The sequence below is a fragment of the Bacillus sp. FSL R5-0422 genome, assembly GCF_038610765.1.
GTDB lineage: Bacteria > Bacillota > Bacilli > Bacillales > Bacillaceae > Bacillus > Bacillus pumilus_O.
The window spans coordinates 3,076,967-3,096,588 of the sequence record NZ_CP152014.1 but is presented as its reverse complement, the minus strand read 5'-3'; the positions used below and the strand labels follow the sequence as shown (position 1 = coordinate 3,096,588).

The following is a 19,622-nucleotide window of genomic DNA, read 5'->3' as shown; positions in this document are numbered from 1 at the left end:
GATTGAGGCGAATATATATTCATCACCTATCAAGCAACAGTTGAAGCACCGCAAAATTCGACAAATTTCAAGAAATATTCACATTTTTTTTACGTTTGAGCAGGAGAAAAGGAGGGAAAAGTAGAAATAGGTTTACATATCCTTAATTTTAAAGGAGGCGTTCTTTACATGAATTACAATGTCAGAGGAGAAAACATCGACGTAACACCTGCACTAAGAGATCATGTCGAGAAAAAAATTGGAAAGCTGGAGCGTTATTTTGAGACAGACGTAGATGCTTCAGTCAACGTGAACTTGAAGTTTTACAATGATCAAGAATCTAAAGTTGAGGTTACCATTCCAATGACTGATCTAGCACTTCGAGCTGAGGTGCATAATGAAGATATGTACAATGCAGTAGACCTAGCAGCCAGTAAATTAGAACGTCAAATTCGAAAGCACAAAACAAAAGTAAACCGTAAATTCCGCGAGCAAGGTGCCAAAAAGCACTTATTTGCTGGAGGAAATGGGACGGTTGATGTAGCTGTTCAGGATGACGAAGAAATTGATGAAACAGAAATCGTCAGACAAAAACGTTTCAATTTAAAACCGATGGATAGCGAAGAGGCCATTCTTCAAATGAACATGTTAGGTCATAGTTTTTTCGTCTTCACTAATGCTGAGACAAATTTGACCAATGTGGTCTATCGCCGAAATGATGGAAAATATGGACTCATTGAGCCAAACGCTTAATCTGATCTAAAAATAACCTAAAAAAAGTAAACCCGTTCCCTCCATAAGGGGCGGGTTTTTTGTGCGAAATCATTGCAAATTCTTTGGAAATGAAGGAAGGTATGGTATGATAAATGCAGGTAAATATGGACCTGTCAATCTTTTGGACATGCCGAAAAATTGCATGAAATAGAGGAGCGTTATTATATGCTTGGAATCTTAAACAAAGTGTTTGATCCTACGAAACGTACGATCAGCAAATATGAAAAAAAAGCAAATGAAATTGAAGCTCTCGCTCAAGATTTCGAGAAATTATCTGACGAGGCTTTACGAAATAAAACGATCGAATTTAAAGAAAAACTTGAAAAAGGACAATCCGTGGATGACCTGTTGGTTGAAGCATTTGCAACGGTTCGCGAGGCATCACGCCGCGTGACAGGAATGTTCCCATTTAAGGTGCAGCTCATGGGGGGGATCGCGCTTCATGAAGGCAACATCTCTGAGATGAAAACAGGTGAAGGTAAAACGTTGACTTCAACAATGCCTGTTTATTTAAATGCTCTATCTGGAAAAGGCGTCCACATTGTGACAGTCAACGAATATTTGGCAAGCCGTGATGCAGAGGAAATGGGCAAGATTTTTGAATTTCTTGGCTTAACGGTTGGCTTAAACTTAAACAGCTTAGACAAAGATGAAAAAAGAGAAGCGTATGCCGCTGATATTACGTATTCAACAAACAATGAACTTGGCTTTGACTATTTACGAGATAACATGGTGCTTTACAAAGAGCAAATGGTCCAAAGACCGCTTCATTATGCCGTAATCGATGAGGTTGACTCCATCTTAATTGATGAAGCGAGAACACCGCTTATCATTTCTGGACAAGCTGCGAAATCTACAAAGCTTTATGTACAAGCAAATGCGTTTGTTCGTACATTAAAAATAGAAGATGATTTCACATATGATATTAAAACAAAAAGTGTACAGCTGACAGAAAGCGGAATGACGAAGGCGGAAAAAGCTTTCGGCATCGAGAACTTATTTGATGTTAAACATGTCGCACTGAACCATCACATCGCACAGGCGCTAAAGGCACATGTTGCGATGCAAAAAGATGTGGATTATGTCGTTGAAGAAGGTCAAGTGGTTATTGTTGACTCGTTCACAGGACGTCTCATGAAAGGACGCCGTTATAGTGAAGGTCTGCATCAAGCCATTGAGGCAAAAGAAGGTCTCGAAGTGCAGAACGAAAGTATGACCCTTGCAACGATCACATTCCAGAACTACTTCCGTATGTATGAAAAGCTTTCTGGTATGACCGGTACAGCGAAAACGGAAGAAGAAGAATTCCGTAACATTTACAACATGCAGGTTGTGACAATCCCGACCAACCAACCAGTCGTTCGTGATGACAGACCTGATTTAATTTACCGCACAATGGAAGGTAAATTTAAAGCAGTGGCTGAAGATGTTGCGCAGCGCTATATGACAGGGCAACCAGTGCTTGTCGGAACAGTAGCGGTTGAGACGTCTGAGCTTATTTCTAAGCTGCTTAAAAATAAAGGGATTCCTCATCAAGTGTTAAATGCGAAAAACCATGAGCGTGAGGCACAAATTATTGAAGAGGCTGGTCAAAAGGGTGCCGTCACCATTGCGACCAACATGGCAGGACGTGGTACGGACATCAAGCTTGGCGAAGGCGTCAAAGAACTTGGCGGTCTAGCTGTCATTGGGACAGAGCGTCATGAATCACGTCGTATTGATAACCAGCTTCGTGGACGTTCTGGTCGTCAAGGAGACCCAGGGATTACCCAATTCTATCTCTCCATGGAAGATGAATTAATGCGCCGATTTGGTGCAGAGCGCACGATGGCAATGCTTGACCGCTTTGGTATGGATGACACTACGCCTATCCAAAGTAAAATGGTGTCTAAAGCCGTTGAATCATCTCAAAAACGTGTTGAGGGCAACAACTTTGATTCACGTAAACAACTTCTGCAATATGACGATGTGCTTCGTCAGCAGCGTGAAGTGATTTACAAGCAGCGCTTTGAAGTTATTGATTCTGATAACTTAAAATCGATTGTGATCAATATGATTCAGTCTTCAATTGAGCGCGCTGTTGGTTCTTATACGCCGAAAGAAGAGCTTCCAGAAGAATGGAAACTGGATGGGCTTGTTGAATTAATCAACACGAACTATTTAGATGAAGGAGCCATTTCGGTTAAGGACATTTACGGTAAAGAAGCAGATGAAATCACCTCCTTCATTATGGATCGTATTAAAGAAAAATACGATGCAAAAGAAGAAACATATGGCGATGAACAAATGCGAGAATTTGAAAAAGTCATCGTTCTTCGTGCGGTGGATTCAAAGTGGATGGATCATATCGATGCAATGGATCAACTGCGTCAAGGAATTCATTTACGTGCGTATGCACAAACAAATCCGCTTCGTGAGTATCAAATGGAAGGATTTGCGATGTTTGAGCATATGGTCGCTTCAATCGAAGATGATGTAGCCAAATATGTCTTGAAATCAGAAATCCAAAACAACTTAGAGCGTGAAGAAGTCGTTCAAGGTCAAACAACAGCTCATCAGCCTCAAGAGGGTGATGAGGAGAAGACAGTGAAAAAGAAGCCGGTACGTAAAGTTGTAGACATTGGTCGAAACTCACCATGTCACTGCGGAAGCGGCAAGAAATATAAAAATTGTCATGGGAAGACAGAATAAGTAATGGAAAGAGGTGAAAACCTCTTTCTATTCATGTCAGCCCCCATACATCTATGAGGTGAAGGATATGGAATTAGTAGAAATTAGACAAGAGCTTGAAAATATGGCTAGCAGGCTAGCTGATTTTAGGGGGTCTCTTTGACCTCGAAACAAAAGAAGCCAAAATTGCAGAACTCGAAGCGACAATGTCAGAGGCTGATTTTTGGAATGATCAGCAAAAGGCACAAGGCGTCATCAATGAAGCCAATGCACTAAAGGATAATGTGAATGCATACCATGAGCTCAGTGAATCTCATGAAGAGCTGCAAATGACACATGACCTATTAAAGGAAGATTATGACGAAGAGCTTCATGTAGAGCTTGAGAAAGAGCTGAAGAACTTAACCAAGCAATTTAACGAGTTTGAGTTGCAGCTTCTCTTAAGTGAACCATATGATAAAAACAATGCCATCCTTGAGCTTCACCCAGGTGCAGGCGGTACTGAATCACAGGACTGGGGTTCTATGCTTTTGAGAATGTATACTCGCTGGGCAGAGCGCAGGGGCTTTAAGGTTGAAACGCTTGATTATCTTCCTGGTGATGAAGCAGGAATCAAGTCTGTCACATTGCTCATCAAAGGGCATAACGCATACGGCTACTTAAAAGCAGAAAAAGGCGTCCATCGTCTGGTTCGTATTTCTCCTTTTGATTCATCTGGTCGTAGACATACTTCTTTCGTTTCCTGTGATGTCATGCCTGAGTTCAATGAAGAAATCGATATTGATATTCGAACAGAAGATATCAAAGTAGATACGTATCGTGCAAGCGGCGCTGGTGGACAGCACGTCAATACGACGGACTCCGCCGTTCGTATCACACATATTCCAACCAATGTCGTGGTGACATGCCAAACGGAAAGATCACAAATCAAAAACAGAGAACGTGCGATGAAAATGCTAAAATCGAAACTTTATCAAAGACGGATCGAAGAACAGCAGGCTGAGTTGGATGAAATTAGAGGAGAGCAGAAAGAAATTGGCTGGGGAAGCCAAATTCGCTCTTATGTATTCCATCCGTATTCTCTTGTAAAAGACCATCGTACCAATACGGAGATGGGAAATGTTCAAGCAGTCATGGATGGAGATTTAGATTCATTTATCGACGCATATTTACGTTCGAAATTATCATAAAAACTCGGCTTCTTGCCGGGTTTTTTTTATTGTGAGAAAATATAATGAATATAAAGGAATACATACGCCATACTGACTCTATATCCTTTGTATGATGAAATTAGCAAATAAAGGGGGAAATATTTTGGGATTAACAACATTACAAGAGACGTGGGATTTAGATGCCTTTTTTAAAGGAGGCAGTTCTTCACCAGAATTCAAAACATATTTGCAACACATTGAGCAGCTATTAGATGAATTACGACAAAAGGTCGATGCCTTTTCCAAAGAAGATACACACATTGAAAATAAGTTAACGTCTGTCCTTGACACGTATGAAACCACATATAAAAAACTGTCTCAAGCAGGTTCATTTGTATCCTGTCTTCAATCGCAAAATACAAAGGATATGAAGGCTGGTAGTCTTCGAGGTACGATTGCTAAGTTGGAAGCTGATTTAGGTACCATACTTGCGCTGTTTGATCAGGCGCTTGCTGCTATTTCTCCAAGCAAATGGGAAGATCTCATGAATTCAGAGGCCTTTTCAGATATTCGCTACATATTAAATGAACGGAGAGACCGCGTGAAGGATCAATTGCCTGTTGAACAAGAAACATTGATTCAAAAGCTAGCTGTTGATGGCTACCATGCGTGGGATGAGCTTTATTCTAGCTTGGTAAATAAAATTACGATTCCGTTTGAACAACATGGTGAAACGCAGATGATCTCTGTTGGCCAAGCGGAAAATGCAATGGATGATTCAGACCGTGAAGTCAGAAAGGCTGTTTACCATAACCTAGAGCATGCATGGACGCAGGATGAACATCTATTTGCAAGCACGCTCAATCATTTGGCAGGTTTTCGTTTGCAAGTATATGAAGCAAGAGGCTGGGATCATATTTTAAAAGAGCCGCTTGATATTTGCCGGATGAAACAAGAGACCCTTGATGCCATGTGGTCTGTGATTGATGAACATAAGCAACCATTTATTGATTACTTACATCGAAAGGCTGACATGCTAGGAGTGGATAAGCTAAGCTGGTTTGATGTTGGGGCTCCTATTGGTAGTGAGACCAAGATTTATCCGTATCAGGAAGCAGCGGCTTTTATTGTGAAACATTTCGCTGGGTTTGGAGCGGAGCTTGCTGCCTTTACAGAAAAGGCCTTTAATGAACGCTGGGTAGAAGCTGAGGATCGCCCGAACAAACGAGTAGGCGGTTTTTGTACAAATTTCCCTGACAGCGGAGAGTCGCGTATTTTTATGACCTTCTCAGGAAGTCCATCCAATGTGGCGACACTCGCGCATGAGCTTGGTCATTCGTTCCATCAGGAAGTGATGCAGGATGTTCGCATTCTGAATCGCAAATATGCGATGAATGTCGCTGAAACGGCGTCGACATTCGCAGAAATGATTGTGGCTGATGCTTCATTAAAAGAAGCGGCAAATGAAGAGGAACGTCTCAGTTTGTTAGAGGATAAGCTGCAGCGGAGTGTCGCATTTTTCATGAACATTCAATCTCGTTTCTTATTTGAACAGCGCTTTTATGAAGAGCGAAAACAAGGAGAAGTGCCGGCGGACCGTTTGAATGAGCTGATGGTAGCAGCGCAGAAAGAAGCCTTTGGCGACTCATTAGATGAATACCATCCTCATTTCTGGGCGTCTAAACTGCATTTCCATATCACGAGTGTTCCGTTTTATAATTTCCCATACACATTTGGCTACATGTTCTCACTAGGGATTTATGCAAAAGCCTTGGAGGCTGGTACTTCGTTTGAAGAAAAGTACATTGCATTATTAAAGGATACAGCTTCAATGACAGTAGAAGATTTGGCCTTTAAGCACTTAGGTGTCGATCTTACCCAAAAAGATTTTTGGGAGGAAGCCATTAGCCTGGCTGTAGCAGATGCTGAAGAGTTTTTAGAAGCGACGAAAAAGTAAAAATGAAAAGCTCCCATTACGGGAGCTTCAGCGTGTAGACAAACCCTCGCATTCGTTGTCAGTCCTGCGCTCCGGTGCTCACGAATGTCAAATTCGCTCCGCTCCGATGCTCGTCCTTCCTAGACTTCAAAGGTTTTCTATCACGCTGTAAAGAAGACAAAGGGATAAAATAAAGATCATTTTAGCCCTTTGTCAACAACCTAAAGCTCCCATTACGGGAGCTTTTTTACTGGTGGTAGCCATTCAAGCATCGTCTGAATGATCTCCTTTTGCTGTGTAAGGGCTGGAATATTCGCTGGCTGATCACCTTTTTGTTTACCGTACATGCCAAACTGAGCATGGTTCCCGCCTTTTATTTCATGATAAATGGTTTGAGATGGCAAATTTGTTTTCGATTTCTTGATTTTCTCATGCGTCGCAAGTCCATCCTTTTCACCTGATATAGACAGGACGTTTAAGGACGATGATTTCAGATTATCTGATGCTGGATAAGACGCAAGGAAAAAAAGACCGTCGAGCTTGCTCAGGTTTTTTTCTGCAAACATAGCGGCAGCTGTTCCACCAAGTGAATGTCCGCCAATATACCAGTGTTTGATCGTGTGATGATCTTTCATGATATCTTGTGCTTTATTTGTATGAAAAATCGCAAACGAAAAAGGCATGTCAGGGATAAAGACTGAATAGCCTTTTTTCATCAATTCATTCCCAATATAGGCGTACGAAAGTGGTTCTACCTTGGCTCCTGGATAGAGAATGATGCCCGTATCGCTTTTTGTTGATGCAAATGTATATACATCGTTTTTATGTTCTACTTGCTCGATGTTCACTTGCTTTTTTAATGCGGCAGATGGTCCGTATGTAAAGCGGCTCCATGTATAGAAAGCACCAAAAGCCAAAATGATCAGTGCAAGTAATGTAATGCCTATGATCTTCAGTATTTTCTTCATCGCATGTCCCTTCTTTCTCATGTACATATTAAATATACCATCATTTACTCATGTGCCAAACGGCAAGTACGCTGATCCGTTTGTGTGATAAAGTATTAATCCATTAGCACTGCATTTGGCTGTTATTTACATTCGTAATAGGAGGGCTTAAAATAGGTGTGCATTCAGAAGTAACGGAGGAAGAAAGACATGAAGCAGGGACATTCACAATTATGGATTGAAGCGAAAAATTACTTGTTCATTTTAATCGGATCAGCCATTGTGGCGATCGGATTTAACACGTTATTATTACCGAATCAGATTGCCGCAGGTGGTGTGAGCGGTATTAGTACGATTATGCAGTCATTCGGCTTTGAGGCGGCATATGTGCAGTGGGGGCTCAACATTCCACTGTTTATCGCAGGTTTTTATTTATTAGGTGGTACATTTGGCGTGAAAACGCTCGTTGGCTCTATTTTCTTACCTTTGATGGTATTTGTTACAAGGCATATTGCACCTGTAACCCATGAAGCGCTCTTAGCAGCCATATTCGGTGGAGTAGTGATTGGGATAGGAATAGGGCTCGTATTCCTTGGAAACGGATCAACAGGTGGAACGGCGCTCGCTGCTAAAATCATCAATAAATATACTGGCCTCACGCTTGGCACTTGTTTAGCGATGATGGATGGCTTAATTGTTCTCGCTGCGATGACTGTTTTTGGGATTGAAGAGGGGCTGTACGCTGTCATTGGTGTGTTTATTTCAAGTAAAACGATTGATGTCGTACAGGCCGGCTTCAGTCATTCGAAAATGGCAATGATCATTACAGGGCATGAGGATGAAGTCAGACAGGCAGTATTTGATCAAATTGACCGTGGTGTCACAAAGATTTCAGCCGTCGGAGGATATACTGACCATGACCGTCCAATTCTTATGTGTGTCGTTGGGCAGTCACAATTCACAAAGTTGAAACAAGTGGTGAAAGCAATCGATGCATCAGCATTTGTCATCGTAATGGATGCAAAAGAGGTACTTGGTGAGGGTTTTAAAAGGGCGTAAACAAGGATATAATAGCGATGACCAAATGATTGTAAGGGAGGGAATAAGATGAAAAAAAGCGGATTAACGATGCTGTTTGCAGCGATGCTGCTTGTGCTGGCGGCTTGTGGAGGAAATTCAAGCAGCAGTGACAAAGAAGGCAGCAAGAGCACCTCAAACGTGAGCAGTGGTGAGGAAATTTATCAGCAAAACTGTATTGGCTGTCATGGGAAAGACCTATCTGGCGGAGGCGGACCAAGCCTGAAAGAAGTAGGGAAAAAATACAATGAAAGCCAAATTGCAGATATTGCACTCAATGGTAAAGGCTCTATGCCAAGCGGAATGGTAGATGAGAAGCAAGCGAAAGAAGTAGCTAAATGGCTTGCAGAGAAAAAATAAAACCTTTGTCTAATCGACAAGGTTTTTTTATTTTTATATGTAGAAAAAGACTTTTGAATAGTATGAAAACGCATTATATTAAATTTTATTTAAAAAATAAGGGTAAAAAGACATGTTTTTCGGTTTTGAATGTCCTTTTTACCTTTTAACTATAAGTTTTGAAATATAAATGTAATACCATTGCGTCGAATCATGACGTATAATTGGAGTTGTTGAAATTTAGACGATTCAATTTTTTCATCTTTTTGGATGAAAAGGACATAAATTGCTTGTACGTATCGAAGGGTATGTGCGTGACCATACATAACGTGTTTTGACGATGACTGTCAAAACATCATGATAAGCTGTTAGTCAGCAATAAGAAAAGATTAGGTGATTACATGATTGAAATGAAGGAAGTCTACAAGATCTATCCTAACGGTGTAAAGGCGATCAATGGAATCAATGTCTCTATTCACCCAGGAGAGTTTGTGTACGTTGTTGGTCCCAGTGGTGCTGGTAAATCCACATTCATCAAAATGATGTATCGTGAAGAGAAGCCAAGCAAAGGGAAAATCTTAATTAATAACAAAGATTTAGGCTCAATTAAGGAAAAAGAAATACCTTACTTAAGAAGAGAAATTGGCGTAGTGTTCCAAGATTTCAAACTACTTCCAACTCTCACAGTGTTTGAGAACGTGGCATTTGCTCTTGAAGTCATTGGGGAACAGCCTCAAATCATTAAGAAAAAGGTGCTGGATGTACTTGATTTGGTACAACTCAAGCACAAAGCACGACAATTTCCTGACCAGCTCTCTGGCGGTGAGCAGCAGCGTGTATCGATCGCTCGCTCGATCGTGAATAGTCCTGAGGTAGTCATTGCGGACGAGCCGACAGGAAACCTTGATCCAGACACATCTTGGGAAATCATGAAGACACTCGAAGAGATTAATAACCGAGGAACAACAGTCGTCATGGCAACACATAACAAAGAGATTGTAAACAGCATGAAGAAACGCGTCATCGCAATCGAAGATGGAATGATTGTGCGTGACGAAGCAAGAGGGGAGTACGGCATTTATGATTAAAACTCTCTCGCGGCATTTACGTGAGAGCTTCCGTTCACTTGGAAGAAACACGTGGATGACATTTGCATCAATTAGTGCGGTCACTGTCACATTGATTTTAGTTGGGGTTTTTCTTGTCATTATGCTCAACTTGAATAACATGGCATCGAACGCTGAGAAAGAAGTAGAAGTAAAAGTTCTGATCGATTTAACCGCGAATCAAAAGCAGCAGGATGAATTAAAAGCAGAAATTGAGAAGATTCCTGAAATCAGTGATGTGAAATACTCATCCAAGGATGATGAGCTCAAAGCACTGATTAAAAGCTTTGGTGAAAATGGACAATCCATGGGACTTGTTGATCAAGAAAACCCATTAAACGATGCGTTTATTGTGAAAACATCAGATCCACACGATACACCAAAAGTTGCTAAAAAATTAGAAAACCTAAAAGGTACGTATAAAGTAACCTACGGTAAAGAAGAAGTCAGCCGACTCTTTAATGTGGTCGGAGTGGCGCGAAATGTAGGGATTGCGCTCATCATTGGGCTTTTATTTACAGCCATGTTCTTGATCTCAAATACGATCAAAATTACCATTTTTGCTAGACGTAAAGAAATCGAGATTATGAAGCTTGTAGGTGCAACGAACTGGTTTATCCGCTGGCCGTTCTTTATTGAAGGATTACTGCTTGGTGTATTTGGTTCCATTATACCGATTGCACTTCTGCTTGGCACATATCAATATGCAGTGGGCTGGGTGGCACCGAGAGTACAAGGCTCATTTATTTCCATGCTTCCATATAACCCGTTTGTTTATCAAGTGTCACTGGTCCTTCTTTTGATCGGTGCAATCATTGGTGTATGGGGAAGTTTGACGTCCATCCGTAAATTCTTAAAAGTATAAATCTATTTTTGATGGCAGCACTCGAGAATTAGATAGAAGGTGTGACCGGTTGAACCGATTCATCCGGTCGACTCTTCATGTCGATAGTTGTCATAGGAGGGGAATATCGTTTTGAAAAGAAAGCTGATGATGGCTGGAATGGCAGCGTTTATTGGAACAACGTGGCTATATATTCCAGGGAACGAGAATCGTGCATTCGCATACGAAGACCTAGATCAAAAACGTCAACAAATCGAAGAGAAAACATCAAAGACTGAATCAACTTTGAAGAAAAAGAAATCAGAGCTGGCTAAGCTTGAAAAGAAAGAATCAAAGCTCAAAAAAGAAATTGAAAAGATTGACCACAAAGTAAGTGCAGCAACTGAAAAAGTTGCAGAAAAAGAAAAAGAAGTCAAACAAACGAAACAAGAGATCAAGAAACTAAAAAAAGACATTCAAGTCATCAATGATCGAATTGAAAAAAGAAAAGCTATTTTCAAAGATCGAATTCGTTCGATGCAAAAAAGCGGCGGTACGATCAACTATTTAGATGTGCTGCTGGGTGCTCGCAGCTTTAGTGATTTTGTCGGTCGTGTTGGAGCTGTCACAACCATTGTCGAAGCAGACAAAGACATGATTACAGAACATGAAAATGATTTAAAGCTGGTGGAGCAAAAAGAAGCAGAGCTAAATAATCAGCTAAGTGGACTTGAAACATCTCTGAAAGAGCTAGAAGAGTTGAAAAAGGATTTGTCTAAACAGCAAAAAGAAAAAGAGAAAATCTTAGGGGATGTAACAGATAAAAAGAACCATGCCCATGAAGAATTAGGCAAACTTGAAAATGAGCAAGAAATTCTAACAAATCAAAAAGCGGCTGTGAAGTCTGAGGAAGCACGCCGCCAAAAAGAAGAAGCGAAGAAAGCAGAACAAGCAGCTGCTGAAAAAAGTGCACCTGCACCTCAAAGTAGCGGATCAGATCAAGTATCTGATACACCAGCAAGCAGCTCTGGCTTTATTAAACCAGCTGCTGGCAGATTCTCATCTGGCTTTGGTGGACGTTCTGGCGGAAACCACTTCGGATTAGATATTGCAGCAAAAGGTACAGTATCTGTCGTCGCAGCTGCATCTGGAACAGTCACGAACTCAAGCTACTCATCAAGCTACGGAAATGTGATATTCATTACGCATAATATCAATGGACAGACGTATCAAACGGTTTATGCCCACCTGTCTACAAGAAGTGTGTCCACAGGGCAGAGAGTCGAGCAAGGACAATTTCTAGGATATATGGGGAATACAGGCCAGTCTCATGGTCAGCATCTCCATTTTGAAATTCACAAAGGATTATGGAATGGCGCAAAATCAAATGCAGTCAATCCAGCGCAATATATCCGCTAAACAAAAAGCCGATAACATCATGTTATCGGCTTTTCTTATTCTAAATAACATTAAAATAACAGCAGTAAACCGGCAATAATAGGTGTTAACAGTACAGCCGATTTCAATAAGAGCTTCGGTGCAAGGCGTGTAAATTTTGCGCCAATATATGCGCCTAATACTGTTCCGATTAAAATTTGAATCAGCAAAATAAAATCAACATAGCCCTCTGTAATATATCCAATTCCACCACCGATGGAAATCGGAATAATGACAAGCATCGTTGTGCCAACTGCCTGTCGAATGGATAGTCTCAGTAAAATCAAAAGTCCTACTTGGATAAATGGTGCGGACCCGATACCAAACATACCTGACAGCAAACCGGATACAAGTCCTAAAATAATTCCCCTTACGAGCAGCTGACGTGAAGAAAGTGGTTGCTGCTCAGTTTCTTCCTTCAGAACAAATAATTTGATCATCATAAACACAGCGGATAAAAAAAGCATGCCAGCTGTTAAATAGTGCAGATTTCCTTCTGGAATAAAAGGAGCAATCTTAGCTCCTGCAAAGGAAGCCACGCAAGCCAAAGCTCCAACGATCAAACCAGATTTCAGCTGAATATTCCCTTCCCGGTAGTGACTGTATGCACCAGATAACGTCGTAAATGCCATTGCGGCTAAAGACGTCCCAAGTGCGGTATGGATAGGGATATCAAAAATTAACGTAAGCAAAGCAATGACAAAACCAGCTCCGCCTGCTCCTACAAAACCTAATAAAATTCCTAATAATAGCATCGTCAATATAATATACATAGCGAAGACTCCTTCTCGATCATAACAAAATAAAAATTACACCTAATAAAATAATTAGTCAAGCCTTCGCGGCAGAATGTCTTTACATGAAATCCCTTCTTCTGGCATATAATAACTCAGGTCATCAGGAAGAGTTGAAGAAGGAGGCCAAATATGAAAAAACAAATTGCATCTATTATGGCAAGTGTCGTTCTACTAATTAGTGCAGGGGTGATGACGCATAAAGAGGGAACTCATGCGGAGTCTCCGCAAGCAGCTGTTGCAGTGGCTGGACAAGCTCAATCAAGTGATAAGGCGAAAGAGAATGGGATGGAGAAAATCGAGAAAGCCTATGACCTTATTTCGAATGAATATGTAGAGGAAGTGGATCGCCAAAAGCTGCTGGAAGGCGCCATTCAAGGAATGCTTTCAACTTTAAATGATCCGTATTCAGTATACATGGACAAGCAAACCGCCAAGCAATTTTCTGATTCGCTTGATTCTTCTTTTGAGGGAATTGGGGCAGAAGTAGGGATGGATGAAGGAAAAATCATTATCGTCTCTGCCTTTAAAAAATCTCCTGCAGCAAAAGCAGGTCTAAAGCCGAAAGATGAAATCATCAGCATTGATGGTGAGTCGATGAAAGAAAAAAGCTTAAATGATGCTGTACTGAAAATTAGAGGGAAAAAAGGAACATCCGTCGCTCTGAAAATCAGACGAAATGGGATTGAAAAAGAGTTAACATTCCAAATCAAACGAGAAGAAATCCCACTTGAAACCGTGACTTCCTCTGTGAAAGAGGTAAATGGACATAAAACAGGCTATATCGCGATCTCAAGCTTTTCAGAAGATACTGCGAAGGATTTCACGTCAAGCCTGAAACAACTCGAGAAAAAGGGCATAGAAGGTCTTGTGCTTGATGTAAGAGGAAACCCTGGCGGCTATCTGCAAAGTGTAGAAGATATTTTGAAGCACTTTATTACAAAAGATCAACCTTATATTCAAATTGCAGAGCGGAACGGCGACAGGAAACGATATTTTTCAAAGCGGAAGGAACAGAAACCTTACCCAGTTAATGTCTTAATTGATAAAGGGAGTGCATCCGCTTCTGAAATACTAGCTGGTGCGATGAAAGAAGCCGGAAAATATGAAGTCGTCGGTGATGTCTCATTCGGGAAAGGCACTGTGCAGCAGGCGGTTCCAATGGGTGACGGCAGTAACATTAAATTAACGCTGTATAAATGGCTCACGCCAAAAGGAAATTGGATTCACAAAAAAGGTGTCGTACCAACGATTGCAATTCATCAGCCAGATTACTTTACTGTAGGACCGCTTCAACTGAAAGAACCTCTACAGCTTGATATGAACAATGAAGAAGTGAGACAAGCACAGACGCTATTAAAGGGATTGTCATTCGACCCCGGCAGAGTAGACGGCTACTTTGATGAAGAAACGAAAAAGGCGGTATTAGCCTTCCAAAGCACATACAATCTCGATAAATCAGGTGTAATTGACCTGAAGACAGCGAAAATGATGAACAAAATGGTGGATGAAGTGAAATCCTATGAAAAAAATGATCTTCAACTGCAAACTGCACTAAAAGCACTATATCTTAAAAAATAAAGAGGCGAATAAATGCCTCTTTTTTTGGTTCATAAGTGTCACAAACATGTAATAGTTTCTTCTTAAAAATAAATTATATCGAGAAATATATTCATTTATTTTACAAAAAACATAACATTCCTTCGATTTTACCCGATAACATATTTATATAAGAGACTTTCTGTTGATTTAAACATGTCATGAAAATGAAACTTTTGAAAGTTGTATGTTACATAAATAATTCTTACAATATAAAGTAGCACTCATTTTAAATATTTTATTTTTTGCGGATATTCAGCTTGAGCATTGAGCTGTACCGAGGTTTGCGCTTTTCTTAAAAGAACTAGTAAATGGGGGTACACAATTGAAAAGGGCAAGTATTGTGAGAGAGAAAAAATATTACGAGTTGGTAGAGGAGCTTAAGAGTCGTACGAAAGATGTGACGTTTTCCGCTACAAAGGCATTAAGTCTGCTCATGCTGTTAAGCAGGTACTTGGTCAATTACACAACGGTAGAATCAGTCGACGAAATAGATGAAGACTGTGCTGAGATATACTTCAATTATTTAATGGATAATCATAAGAGACTTGGTATAAACTTAACCGACATCAAGAGATCGATGCAGCTGCTTGGCGGCATACTAGATGTAGATGTCAATCACTACTTAAAAGATTTTTCACTGTCGAATGTCACACTTTGGATGAATCAGGAGAAATAAACCTGGTGTCAAGCATCGATTTATTTGATAGAATAAGAGAAAATGCTTGACTTGGGCGGTGAACGATAATGAGCTCGGAGTGGATGGGAGCTGGATTAAAAGCGGTCGGTCTGTTTTTAATCCACCCTCTTTTTTATTTCATGATATTAATCAGCCTGTTACATGGCTACATCCGCGTAAAGCGGGAGAGAAAAGCGTTTCAAACGAGAATAGAAGATGTATACGATGAACTTAAATTTACATATTCAAAAGGATGGATTCTAGGAATTTGCCTATCGATTATTTCAGTAGGCTTAGGGATTGCCCTCCCGCCTGGATTCATCGTGATGATTGCAGCGATGACCATCGTTTTCTCTTTATTCTTTAAGGCGAGTGCGCTTTCGTCTGCATACACACTCGGTTTCAGTTTTATTGCGGCGCTTGGCCTGTTGTATTTCCAAGTGAGCCATTCATGGCTGCCGCAGCTCTCAATGATGAATGCATCAGCCGTTGTTATTTTGCTAGGTCTTTTATTAATGACCGAGGGGATTCTAGCCTATCGAACGGCACATTTACGAACATCGCCTGCAATGGTGATGAGTGCGAGAGGACTTTTGATTGGCCAGCAGCGGGCAAACCGCCTATGGCTTTTACCGCTTGTTTTGCTGATGCCGGCAGGTGAATTTACTTCTTCTCTGCCATGGTGGCCAGTGCTTCAAGTGCACGATCAAAGCTTTTCATTTATTTTGATTCCATACATTCTCGGTTTTGGGCAGCGGATTCAAGGATCACTGCCAATTGTTAGCATTCAAATTACAGCACGGCGTATTCTCATGCTTGGGCTCGTGGTTGCTTTTCTAGGTGCTGCAAGTATTTGGTTTGAGCCGATTGCATGGGGAGCTGTATTCATAGCGATTGCCGGAAGAGCTTTCCTTTCATGGAAACAGAGAGTCAACGACAATGCGGCTCCATTCTACTTCTCTAAACGTAATCAAGGGCTAATGGTGCTCGGAATCATTCCGAATACACCTGCAGCTGATTTAAAGCTTGAGATCGGAGAAGTCATTACAAAGGTGAATGGAATAGAAGTCAAAACCGTTTCGGAATTTTACGAAGCTCTTCAAACCAATCGTGCTCTGACAAAGCTTGAGATCATTGGCTTGAATGGTCAGACAAGGTTTGAGAAACGCGCTTCTTACGAAGGGGAGCATCATCAGCTTGGCATCCTGTTTGTGAAGGATGATCCACAGCAAGAATCAACGGCGATTTCATCATAAAAAAAGCTGCTAGAGATGGCAGCTTTTTTCTTTTGGGCGCGCTTCTTTTCCATAGGATTCGCCCCATTCACGCATAGCGAAGATGATAGGTTTTAACGTATCTCCTAGAGAAGTGAGTGAATATTCAACACGAGGAGGGACCTCCTCATAGACTTCTCTGTGAACAACGCCATCTTGTTCTAGCTCACGCAATTGCAGCGTAAGAACACGCTGAGAAATTCTTGGTAGAAGTCGGCGTAATTCATTGTATCGTTTTGGACCGCAAGTCAAATGATAAAGGATCACTCCTTTCCATTTTCCTCCTATTACACTCGAGGTGGTTGAAACGGGACAGCCATGATTGACAATACTGACTGGATTGGATGGTGCACTCATCTTTACACTCCTTTCTAAGGCGAAATGGGTGATAAACGAACATGATTGTACCTAACGAACAAAAATGTGCGTACTTGAATAATGGGAAGCTTTTCTTTTACCATAGAGATATCACATCACACATTCGGGTTGTTTGTTTTCTTATCATAACAATTTCTATATGGGAATGGAAAGAAATTGGATTGGTGAAACTTCACACCCTAATCGTTCAGTAGAAAGGATGAATACCATGCGAGACAAAGAGCAATTAAAAAAAGAAATCATTGAGGCGTATGAATTCCGTCATGCGACAAAAGAGTTTGACCCAACGAAAAAGATTCCAGAAGATGATTTTGCGTTCATTTTAGAGACAGGAAGACTTTCCCCAAGCTCTGTCGGATTTGAGCCTTGGAAGTTCCTCGTCGTTCAAAATGAATCATTTAGAGAGAAATTAAAAGAATATACATGGGGTGCGCAAAAGCAGCTGCCAACTGCCAGCCATTTTGTGATCATTTTGGCAAGAACAGACGCCCGTTATGATTCACCATATGCAGAGTATATCAACAAGGAAATCAAGGGAATGACAGACGAAACGTTTGAGATGGTAAAAGGACGCTACAAACAATTCCAAGAGAATGATCTTCATTTGATGGAAACTGACCGTACGCTCTTCGATTGGGCTTCTAAACAAACGTATATTGCTCTCGGTAATATGATGACGGCCGCGGCACAAATTGGCATTGATTCTTGCCCTATTGAGGGATTCAGCTACGACGAAATTCATCGTATGCTTGAGGAGGAAGGATTACTCGAAGATGGTCAGTACGACATCTCTGTCATGGCTGCCTTTGGGTATCGCGTCATCGAGCCAAAGCGCGGCAAAACACGTCGTCCGATGGATGAAGTAGCCGTTTGGATTCGTTAATAGGAAATGTCTGAAAAAGGCTGTTGACAATTGCGTGGTTAGTCAGTATATTTAAAAAATAAAATCTTTGATAAATAGACAAATTGACTATAAAACGCTTTGACTTGAGAATAGTAAATGAATATCCGTTTTCTAAGAGAGCTGCGGGGTGGTGCAACGCAGTAAAACGAATCATTGAACTCGCTCAAGGAGCGGCAAGACTGAATAAATAGTAAGTCTTTACGTGTGACCTCCGTTATCGGGTTTCAAGTTGGATTCAGCTATGTCTGAGTCAATAAGAGTGGTAACGCGGTTGCAAGGTCAGTCGTCTCTTCAAGGAGATGACTGGCCTTTTTATATGCTTTTATCTTATTTTTGTCTGAAGATTCAAATTTAAAGGAGCTATAGAAAATGGAAAAGGAACATGTGCAGTTAAAACGAACAATGACGTCAAGGCATATCATGATGCTCGCACTTGGCGGTGCCATCGGTGCTGGTCTGTTTAAAGGAAGCAGTTCTGCCATTGATATCGCGGGTCCTGCTGTCATTTTGGCATATATGATTGGTGGTCTTATTTTATTATTTATTATGCAAGGACTTGCCGAGATGACAGTTGCACGACCTGGCGCTAGAACATTCCGTGATTTAATTGAACCTGTGTTAGGCAAATACCCCGCCTATTTCTTAGATTGGATCTATTGGAAAATGTGGGTGTTAAACATTGCAGCAGAAGCGATCGTGTCTGCCATCTTTATTCAGTACTGGTTCCCACAAGTACCAATTTGGACACTTGTGTTAATCATTTCACTTGTTGTGACATTGATCAATGTTTGTTCAGTCAAAATGTTTGCTGAGACAGAGTACTGGTTAGCCTCTATTAAAATTGCTGTCATTCTTTTATTTATTATCATTGGGTTAACGATGCTGTTTGTCTCATTCGGACAGCATGCAGCACCTGGATTATCCAACTTAACCGACCACGGAGGATTTTTCCCGAATGGAACGGGCGGCTTAATTGCGGCAATGCTAGTTGTTGTGTATTCATATGGCGGAACTGAAATGATTGGGGTGACATTAGCAGAAACGAAAAACCCTGAAAAAGTCATCCCAAAAGCCATTCAAAGTACATTTGTACGAATCATCGGTTTTTATGTACTTCCGTTCTTCATCATCGTCAGCTTAATTCCTTGGAATCAAGTAAACAATGAACAAGTGAGCCCATTCGTTACGGTGTTTGCAACGATTGGTGTGCCATATGCAAGTGATATTATGAACGGGATTATTTTATTAGCAATCTTGTCTTCTATGAACTCTGGTCTGTACGCTTCTTCAAGAGTACTATTTACACAGGCAATGGATGGCCGTGTATGGAAAGGATTCTCTAAACTGTCAAAACAACAAGTGCCTGTTCGAGCGATTCTTGTATGTACATCTACCTTGTATGCAGCTGTATTGATTTCTCTTTTTGTAGGTAGTCAAACGTTTAATTACTTGATGGGCTCTTTAAGTTACACAGTTCTATTCATCTGGTTTATCATTGCCGTTGGTCATTTGAAATCTCGAAGCGTCGCACAGCCAGGCGGATATCGCGTGAAGCTGTATCCTTTCACAACGTGGTTTTCCGTCATTGCGATCATGGCCATTTTTGTCGGCGTTGTATTAAATACACCAATTGTCCAAACGCTGGTCACAATGTGCATTTATTTAATCATTACACTTTCTTTCTTTATTAATAGAAAACGGTTTGAAACAGCCGTATAAGCTAAAAAGCGTGCAGGACCTTCTGAAGAGGTCTCG

17 protein-coding genes and 1 other annotated feature are annotated in these 19,622 nt (G+C 41.0%); of the genes, 14 read left to right on the top strand and 3 right to left on the bottom strand.

The genetic code is table 11. From position 1 onward, the window contains the following. The first annotated feature begins 168 nt into the window (after positions 1–168). The 4 genes from raiA to MKX52_RS15900 all read left to right on the top strand — a co-directional run bounded on the left by raiA (position 169) and on the right by MKX52_RS15900 (position 6,531). Positions 169–732 carry a ribosome-associated translation inhibitor RaiA gene (gene raiA / locus MKX52_RS15915; RefSeq protein ID WP_342491016.1) on the top strand — a complete coding sequence of 188 codons (564 nt, stop codon included), beginning with the start codon at positions 169–171 and terminating at the stop codon, positions 730–732. Positions 733–918: 186 nt separating this feature from the next. Next, positions 919–3,444 carry a preprotein translocase subunit SecA gene (gene secA / locus MKX52_RS15910; RefSeq protein WP_012011417.1) on the top strand — a complete coding sequence of 842 codons (2,526 nt, stop codon included), beginning with the start codon at positions 919–921 and terminating at the stop codon, positions 3,442–3,444. A gap of 67 nt (positions 3,445–3,511) precedes the next feature. After that, positions 3,512–4,613 (top strand): peptide chain release factor 2 gene (gene prfB, locus MKX52_RS15905; protein ID WP_119125447.1). Its coding sequence is split into 2 segments (ribosomal slippage): positions 3,512–3,583 and positions 3,585–4,613, totalling 1,101 coding nucleotides; the frame shifts between segments, so codons are not numbered across the junction. Positions 4,614–4,737: 124 nt separating this feature from the next. Next, on the top strand, positions 4,738–6,531 hold the full coding sequence (locus MKX52_RS15900; RefSeq protein WP_342491015.1) for a M3 family oligoendopeptidase: 1,794 nt from the start codon (positions 4,738–4,740) through the stop codon (positions 6,529–6,531). Between the two features lie 212 nt (positions 6,532–6,743). On the opposite strand, the gene MKX52_RS15895 is transcribed toward MKX52_RS15900, so the two are convergent. Next, the gene (locus MKX52_RS15895) at positions 6,744–7,478 is read right to left on the bottom strand and encodes an alpha/beta fold hydrolase (RefSeq protein ID WP_342491014.1); all 735 of its coding nucleotides are present in this window, start codon (positions 7,476–7,478) and stop codon (positions 6,744–6,746) included. Between the two features lie 189 nt (positions 7,479–7,667). Between MKX52_RS15895 and MKX52_RS15890 the strand changes: the two genes are divergently transcribed. The 5 genes from MKX52_RS15890 to MKX52_RS15870 all read left to right on the top strand — a co-directional run bounded on the left by MKX52_RS15890 (position 7,668) and on the right by MKX52_RS15870 (position 12,221). After that, positions 7,668–8,516: a YitT family protein gene (locus tag MKX52_RS15890; RefSeq protein ID WP_003212797.1), complete on the top strand. Its 849-nt coding sequence runs from the start codon at positions 7,668–7,670 to the stop codon at positions 8,514–8,516. A 48-nt stretch (positions 8,517–8,564) separates the two neighbouring features. After that, entirely contained in the window at positions 8,565–8,894 is a 330-nt protein-coding gene (gene cccB, locus MKX52_RS15885) for a cytochrome c551 (protein WP_144455461.1), read from the top strand. Between the two features lie 380 nt (positions 8,895–9,274). Then, positions 9,275–9,961, top strand: coding sequence for a cell division ATP-binding protein FtsE (gene ftsE, locus MKX52_RS15880; RefSeq protein ID WP_012011410.1), 687 nt, complete (start codon positions 9,275–9,277; stop codon positions 9,959–9,961). Next, positions 9,954–10,844: a permease-like cell division protein FtsX gene (ftsX, locus tag MKX52_RS15875; RefSeq protein WP_012011409.1), complete on the top strand. Its 891-nt coding sequence runs from the start codon at positions 9,954–9,956 to the stop codon at positions 10,842–10,844. Before ftsE ends, ftsX begins: the two co-directional genes overlap by 8 nt. 111 nt (positions 10,845–10,955) lie before the next feature. Next, a complete protein-coding gene (locus MKX52_RS15870; protein WP_144469811.1) occupies positions 10,956–12,221 on the top strand; it encodes a M23 family metallopeptidase in 1,266 nt (421 codons plus the stop codon). A gap of 50 nt (positions 12,222–12,271) precedes the next feature. On the opposite strand, the gene MKX52_RS15865 is transcribed toward MKX52_RS15870, so the two are convergent. Then, positions 12,272–13,012, bottom strand: a complete 741-nt coding sequence (locus MKX52_RS15865) for a sulfite exporter TauE/SafE family protein (RefSeq protein ID WP_012011407.1) — start codon at positions 13,010–13,012, stop codon at positions 12,272–12,274. 153 nt (positions 13,013–13,165) lie between these two features. On the opposite strand from MKX52_RS15865, the gene MKX52_RS15860 reads away from it, so the two are divergent. The 3 genes from MKX52_RS15860 (at position 13,166) to MKX52_RS15850 (ending at position 16,567) form a co-directional block, all read left to right on the top strand. Further along, entirely contained in the window at positions 13,166–14,614 is a 1,449-nt protein-coding gene (locus MKX52_RS15860) for a S41 family peptidase (RefSeq protein WP_119125445.1), read from the top strand. A 343-nt stretch (positions 14,615–14,957) separates the two neighbouring features. Next, complete coding sequence (locus MKX52_RS15855) at positions 14,958–15,311, top strand: swarming motility protein SwrAA (RefSeq protein ID WP_007500014.1); 354 nt, start codon at positions 14,958–14,960, stop codon at positions 15,309–15,311. A 68-nt stretch (positions 15,312–15,379) separates the two neighbouring features. After that, positions 15,380–16,567, top strand: a complete 1,188-nt coding sequence (locus MKX52_RS15850) for a PDZ domain-containing protein (RefSeq protein ID WP_217016339.1) — start codon at positions 15,380–15,382, stop codon at positions 16,565–16,567. A gap of 9 nt (positions 16,568–16,576) precedes the next feature. Here the strand turns inward: MKX52_RS15850 and MKX52_RS15845 are convergent, their stop codons facing one another. Next, complete coding sequence (locus MKX52_RS15845) at positions 16,577–16,942, bottom strand: winged helix-turn-helix transcriptional regulator (RefSeq protein WP_003213136.1); 366 nt, start codon at positions 16,940–16,942, stop codon at positions 16,577–16,579. A 229-nt stretch (positions 16,943–17,171) separates the two neighbouring features. Between MKX52_RS15845 and MKX52_RS15840 the strand changes: the two genes are divergently transcribed. Both MKX52_RS15840 and MKX52_RS15835 read left to right on the top strand, forming a co-directional pair. Further along, positions 17,172–17,846 carry an NAD(P)H-dependent oxidoreductase gene (locus tag MKX52_RS15840; protein WP_012011403.1) on the top strand — a complete coding sequence of 225 codons (675 nt, stop codon included), beginning with the start codon at positions 17,172–17,174 and terminating at the stop codon, positions 17,844–17,846. 90 nt (positions 17,847–17,936) lie between these two features. Further along, positions 17,937–18,161, top strand: a binding site (T-box leader). A 75-nt stretch (positions 18,162–18,236) separates the two neighbouring features. Beyond that, positions 18,237–19,586, top strand: a complete 1,350-nt coding sequence (locus tag MKX52_RS15835) for an amino acid permease (RefSeq protein ID WP_012011401.1) — start codon at positions 18,237–18,239, stop codon at positions 19,584–19,586. Positions 19,587–19,622 lie beyond the last annotated feature (36 nt).

What these genes read in the sequence shown, in the direction of transcription:
- MKX52_RS15840 (WP_012011403.1), top strand. Translation starts at nt 17,172, where the DNA reads ATGCGAGACAAAGAGCAATTAAAAAAAGAAATCATTGAGGCGTATGAA.
- ftsE (WP_012011410.1), top strand. Translation starts at nt 9,275, where the DNA reads ATGATTGAAATGAAGGAAGTCTACAAGATCTATCCTAACGGTGTAAAG.
- MKX52_RS15895 (WP_342491014.1), bottom strand. Translation starts at nt 7,478, where the DNA reads ATGAAGAAAATACTGAAGATCATAGGCATTACATTACTTGCACTGATC.
- raiA (WP_342491016.1), top strand. Translation starts at nt 169, where the DNA reads ATGAATTACAATGTCAGAGGAGAAAACATCGACGTAACACCTGCACTA.
- MKX52_RS15845 (WP_003213136.1), bottom strand. Translation starts at nt 16,942, where the DNA reads ATGAGTGCACCATCCAATCCAGTCAGTATTGTCAATCATGGCTGTCCC.
- ftsX (WP_012011409.1), top strand. Translation starts at nt 9,954, where the DNA reads ATGATTAAAACTCTCTCGCGGCATTTACGTGAGAGCTTCCGTTCACTT.
- MKX52_RS15850 (WP_217016339.1), top strand. Translation starts at nt 15,380, where the DNA reads ATGAGCTCGGAGTGGATGGGAGCTGGATTAAAAGCGGTCGGTCTGTTT.
- MKX52_RS15860 (WP_119125445.1), top strand. Translation starts at nt 13,166, where the DNA reads ATGAAAAAACAAATTGCATCTATTATGGCAAGTGTCGTTCTACTAATT.
- secA (WP_012011417.1), top strand. Translation starts at nt 919, where the DNA reads ATGCTTGGAATCTTAAACAAAGTGTTTGATCCTACGAAACGTACGATC.
- MKX52_RS15865 (WP_012011407.1), bottom strand. Translation starts at nt 13,012, where the DNA reads ATGTATATTATATTGACGATGCTATTATTAGGAATTTTATTAGGTTTT.
- cccB (WP_144455461.1), top strand. Translation starts at nt 8,565, where the DNA reads ATGAAAAAAAGCGGATTAACGATGCTGTTTGCAGCGATGCTGCTTGTG.
- MKX52_RS15890 (WP_003212797.1), top strand. Translation starts at nt 7,668, where the DNA reads ATGAAGCAGGGACATTCACAATTATGGATTGAAGCGAAAAATTACTTG.
- MKX52_RS15835 (WP_012011401.1), top strand. Translation starts at nt 18,237, where the DNA reads ATGGAAAAGGAACATGTGCAGTTAAAACGAACAATGACGTCAAGGCAT.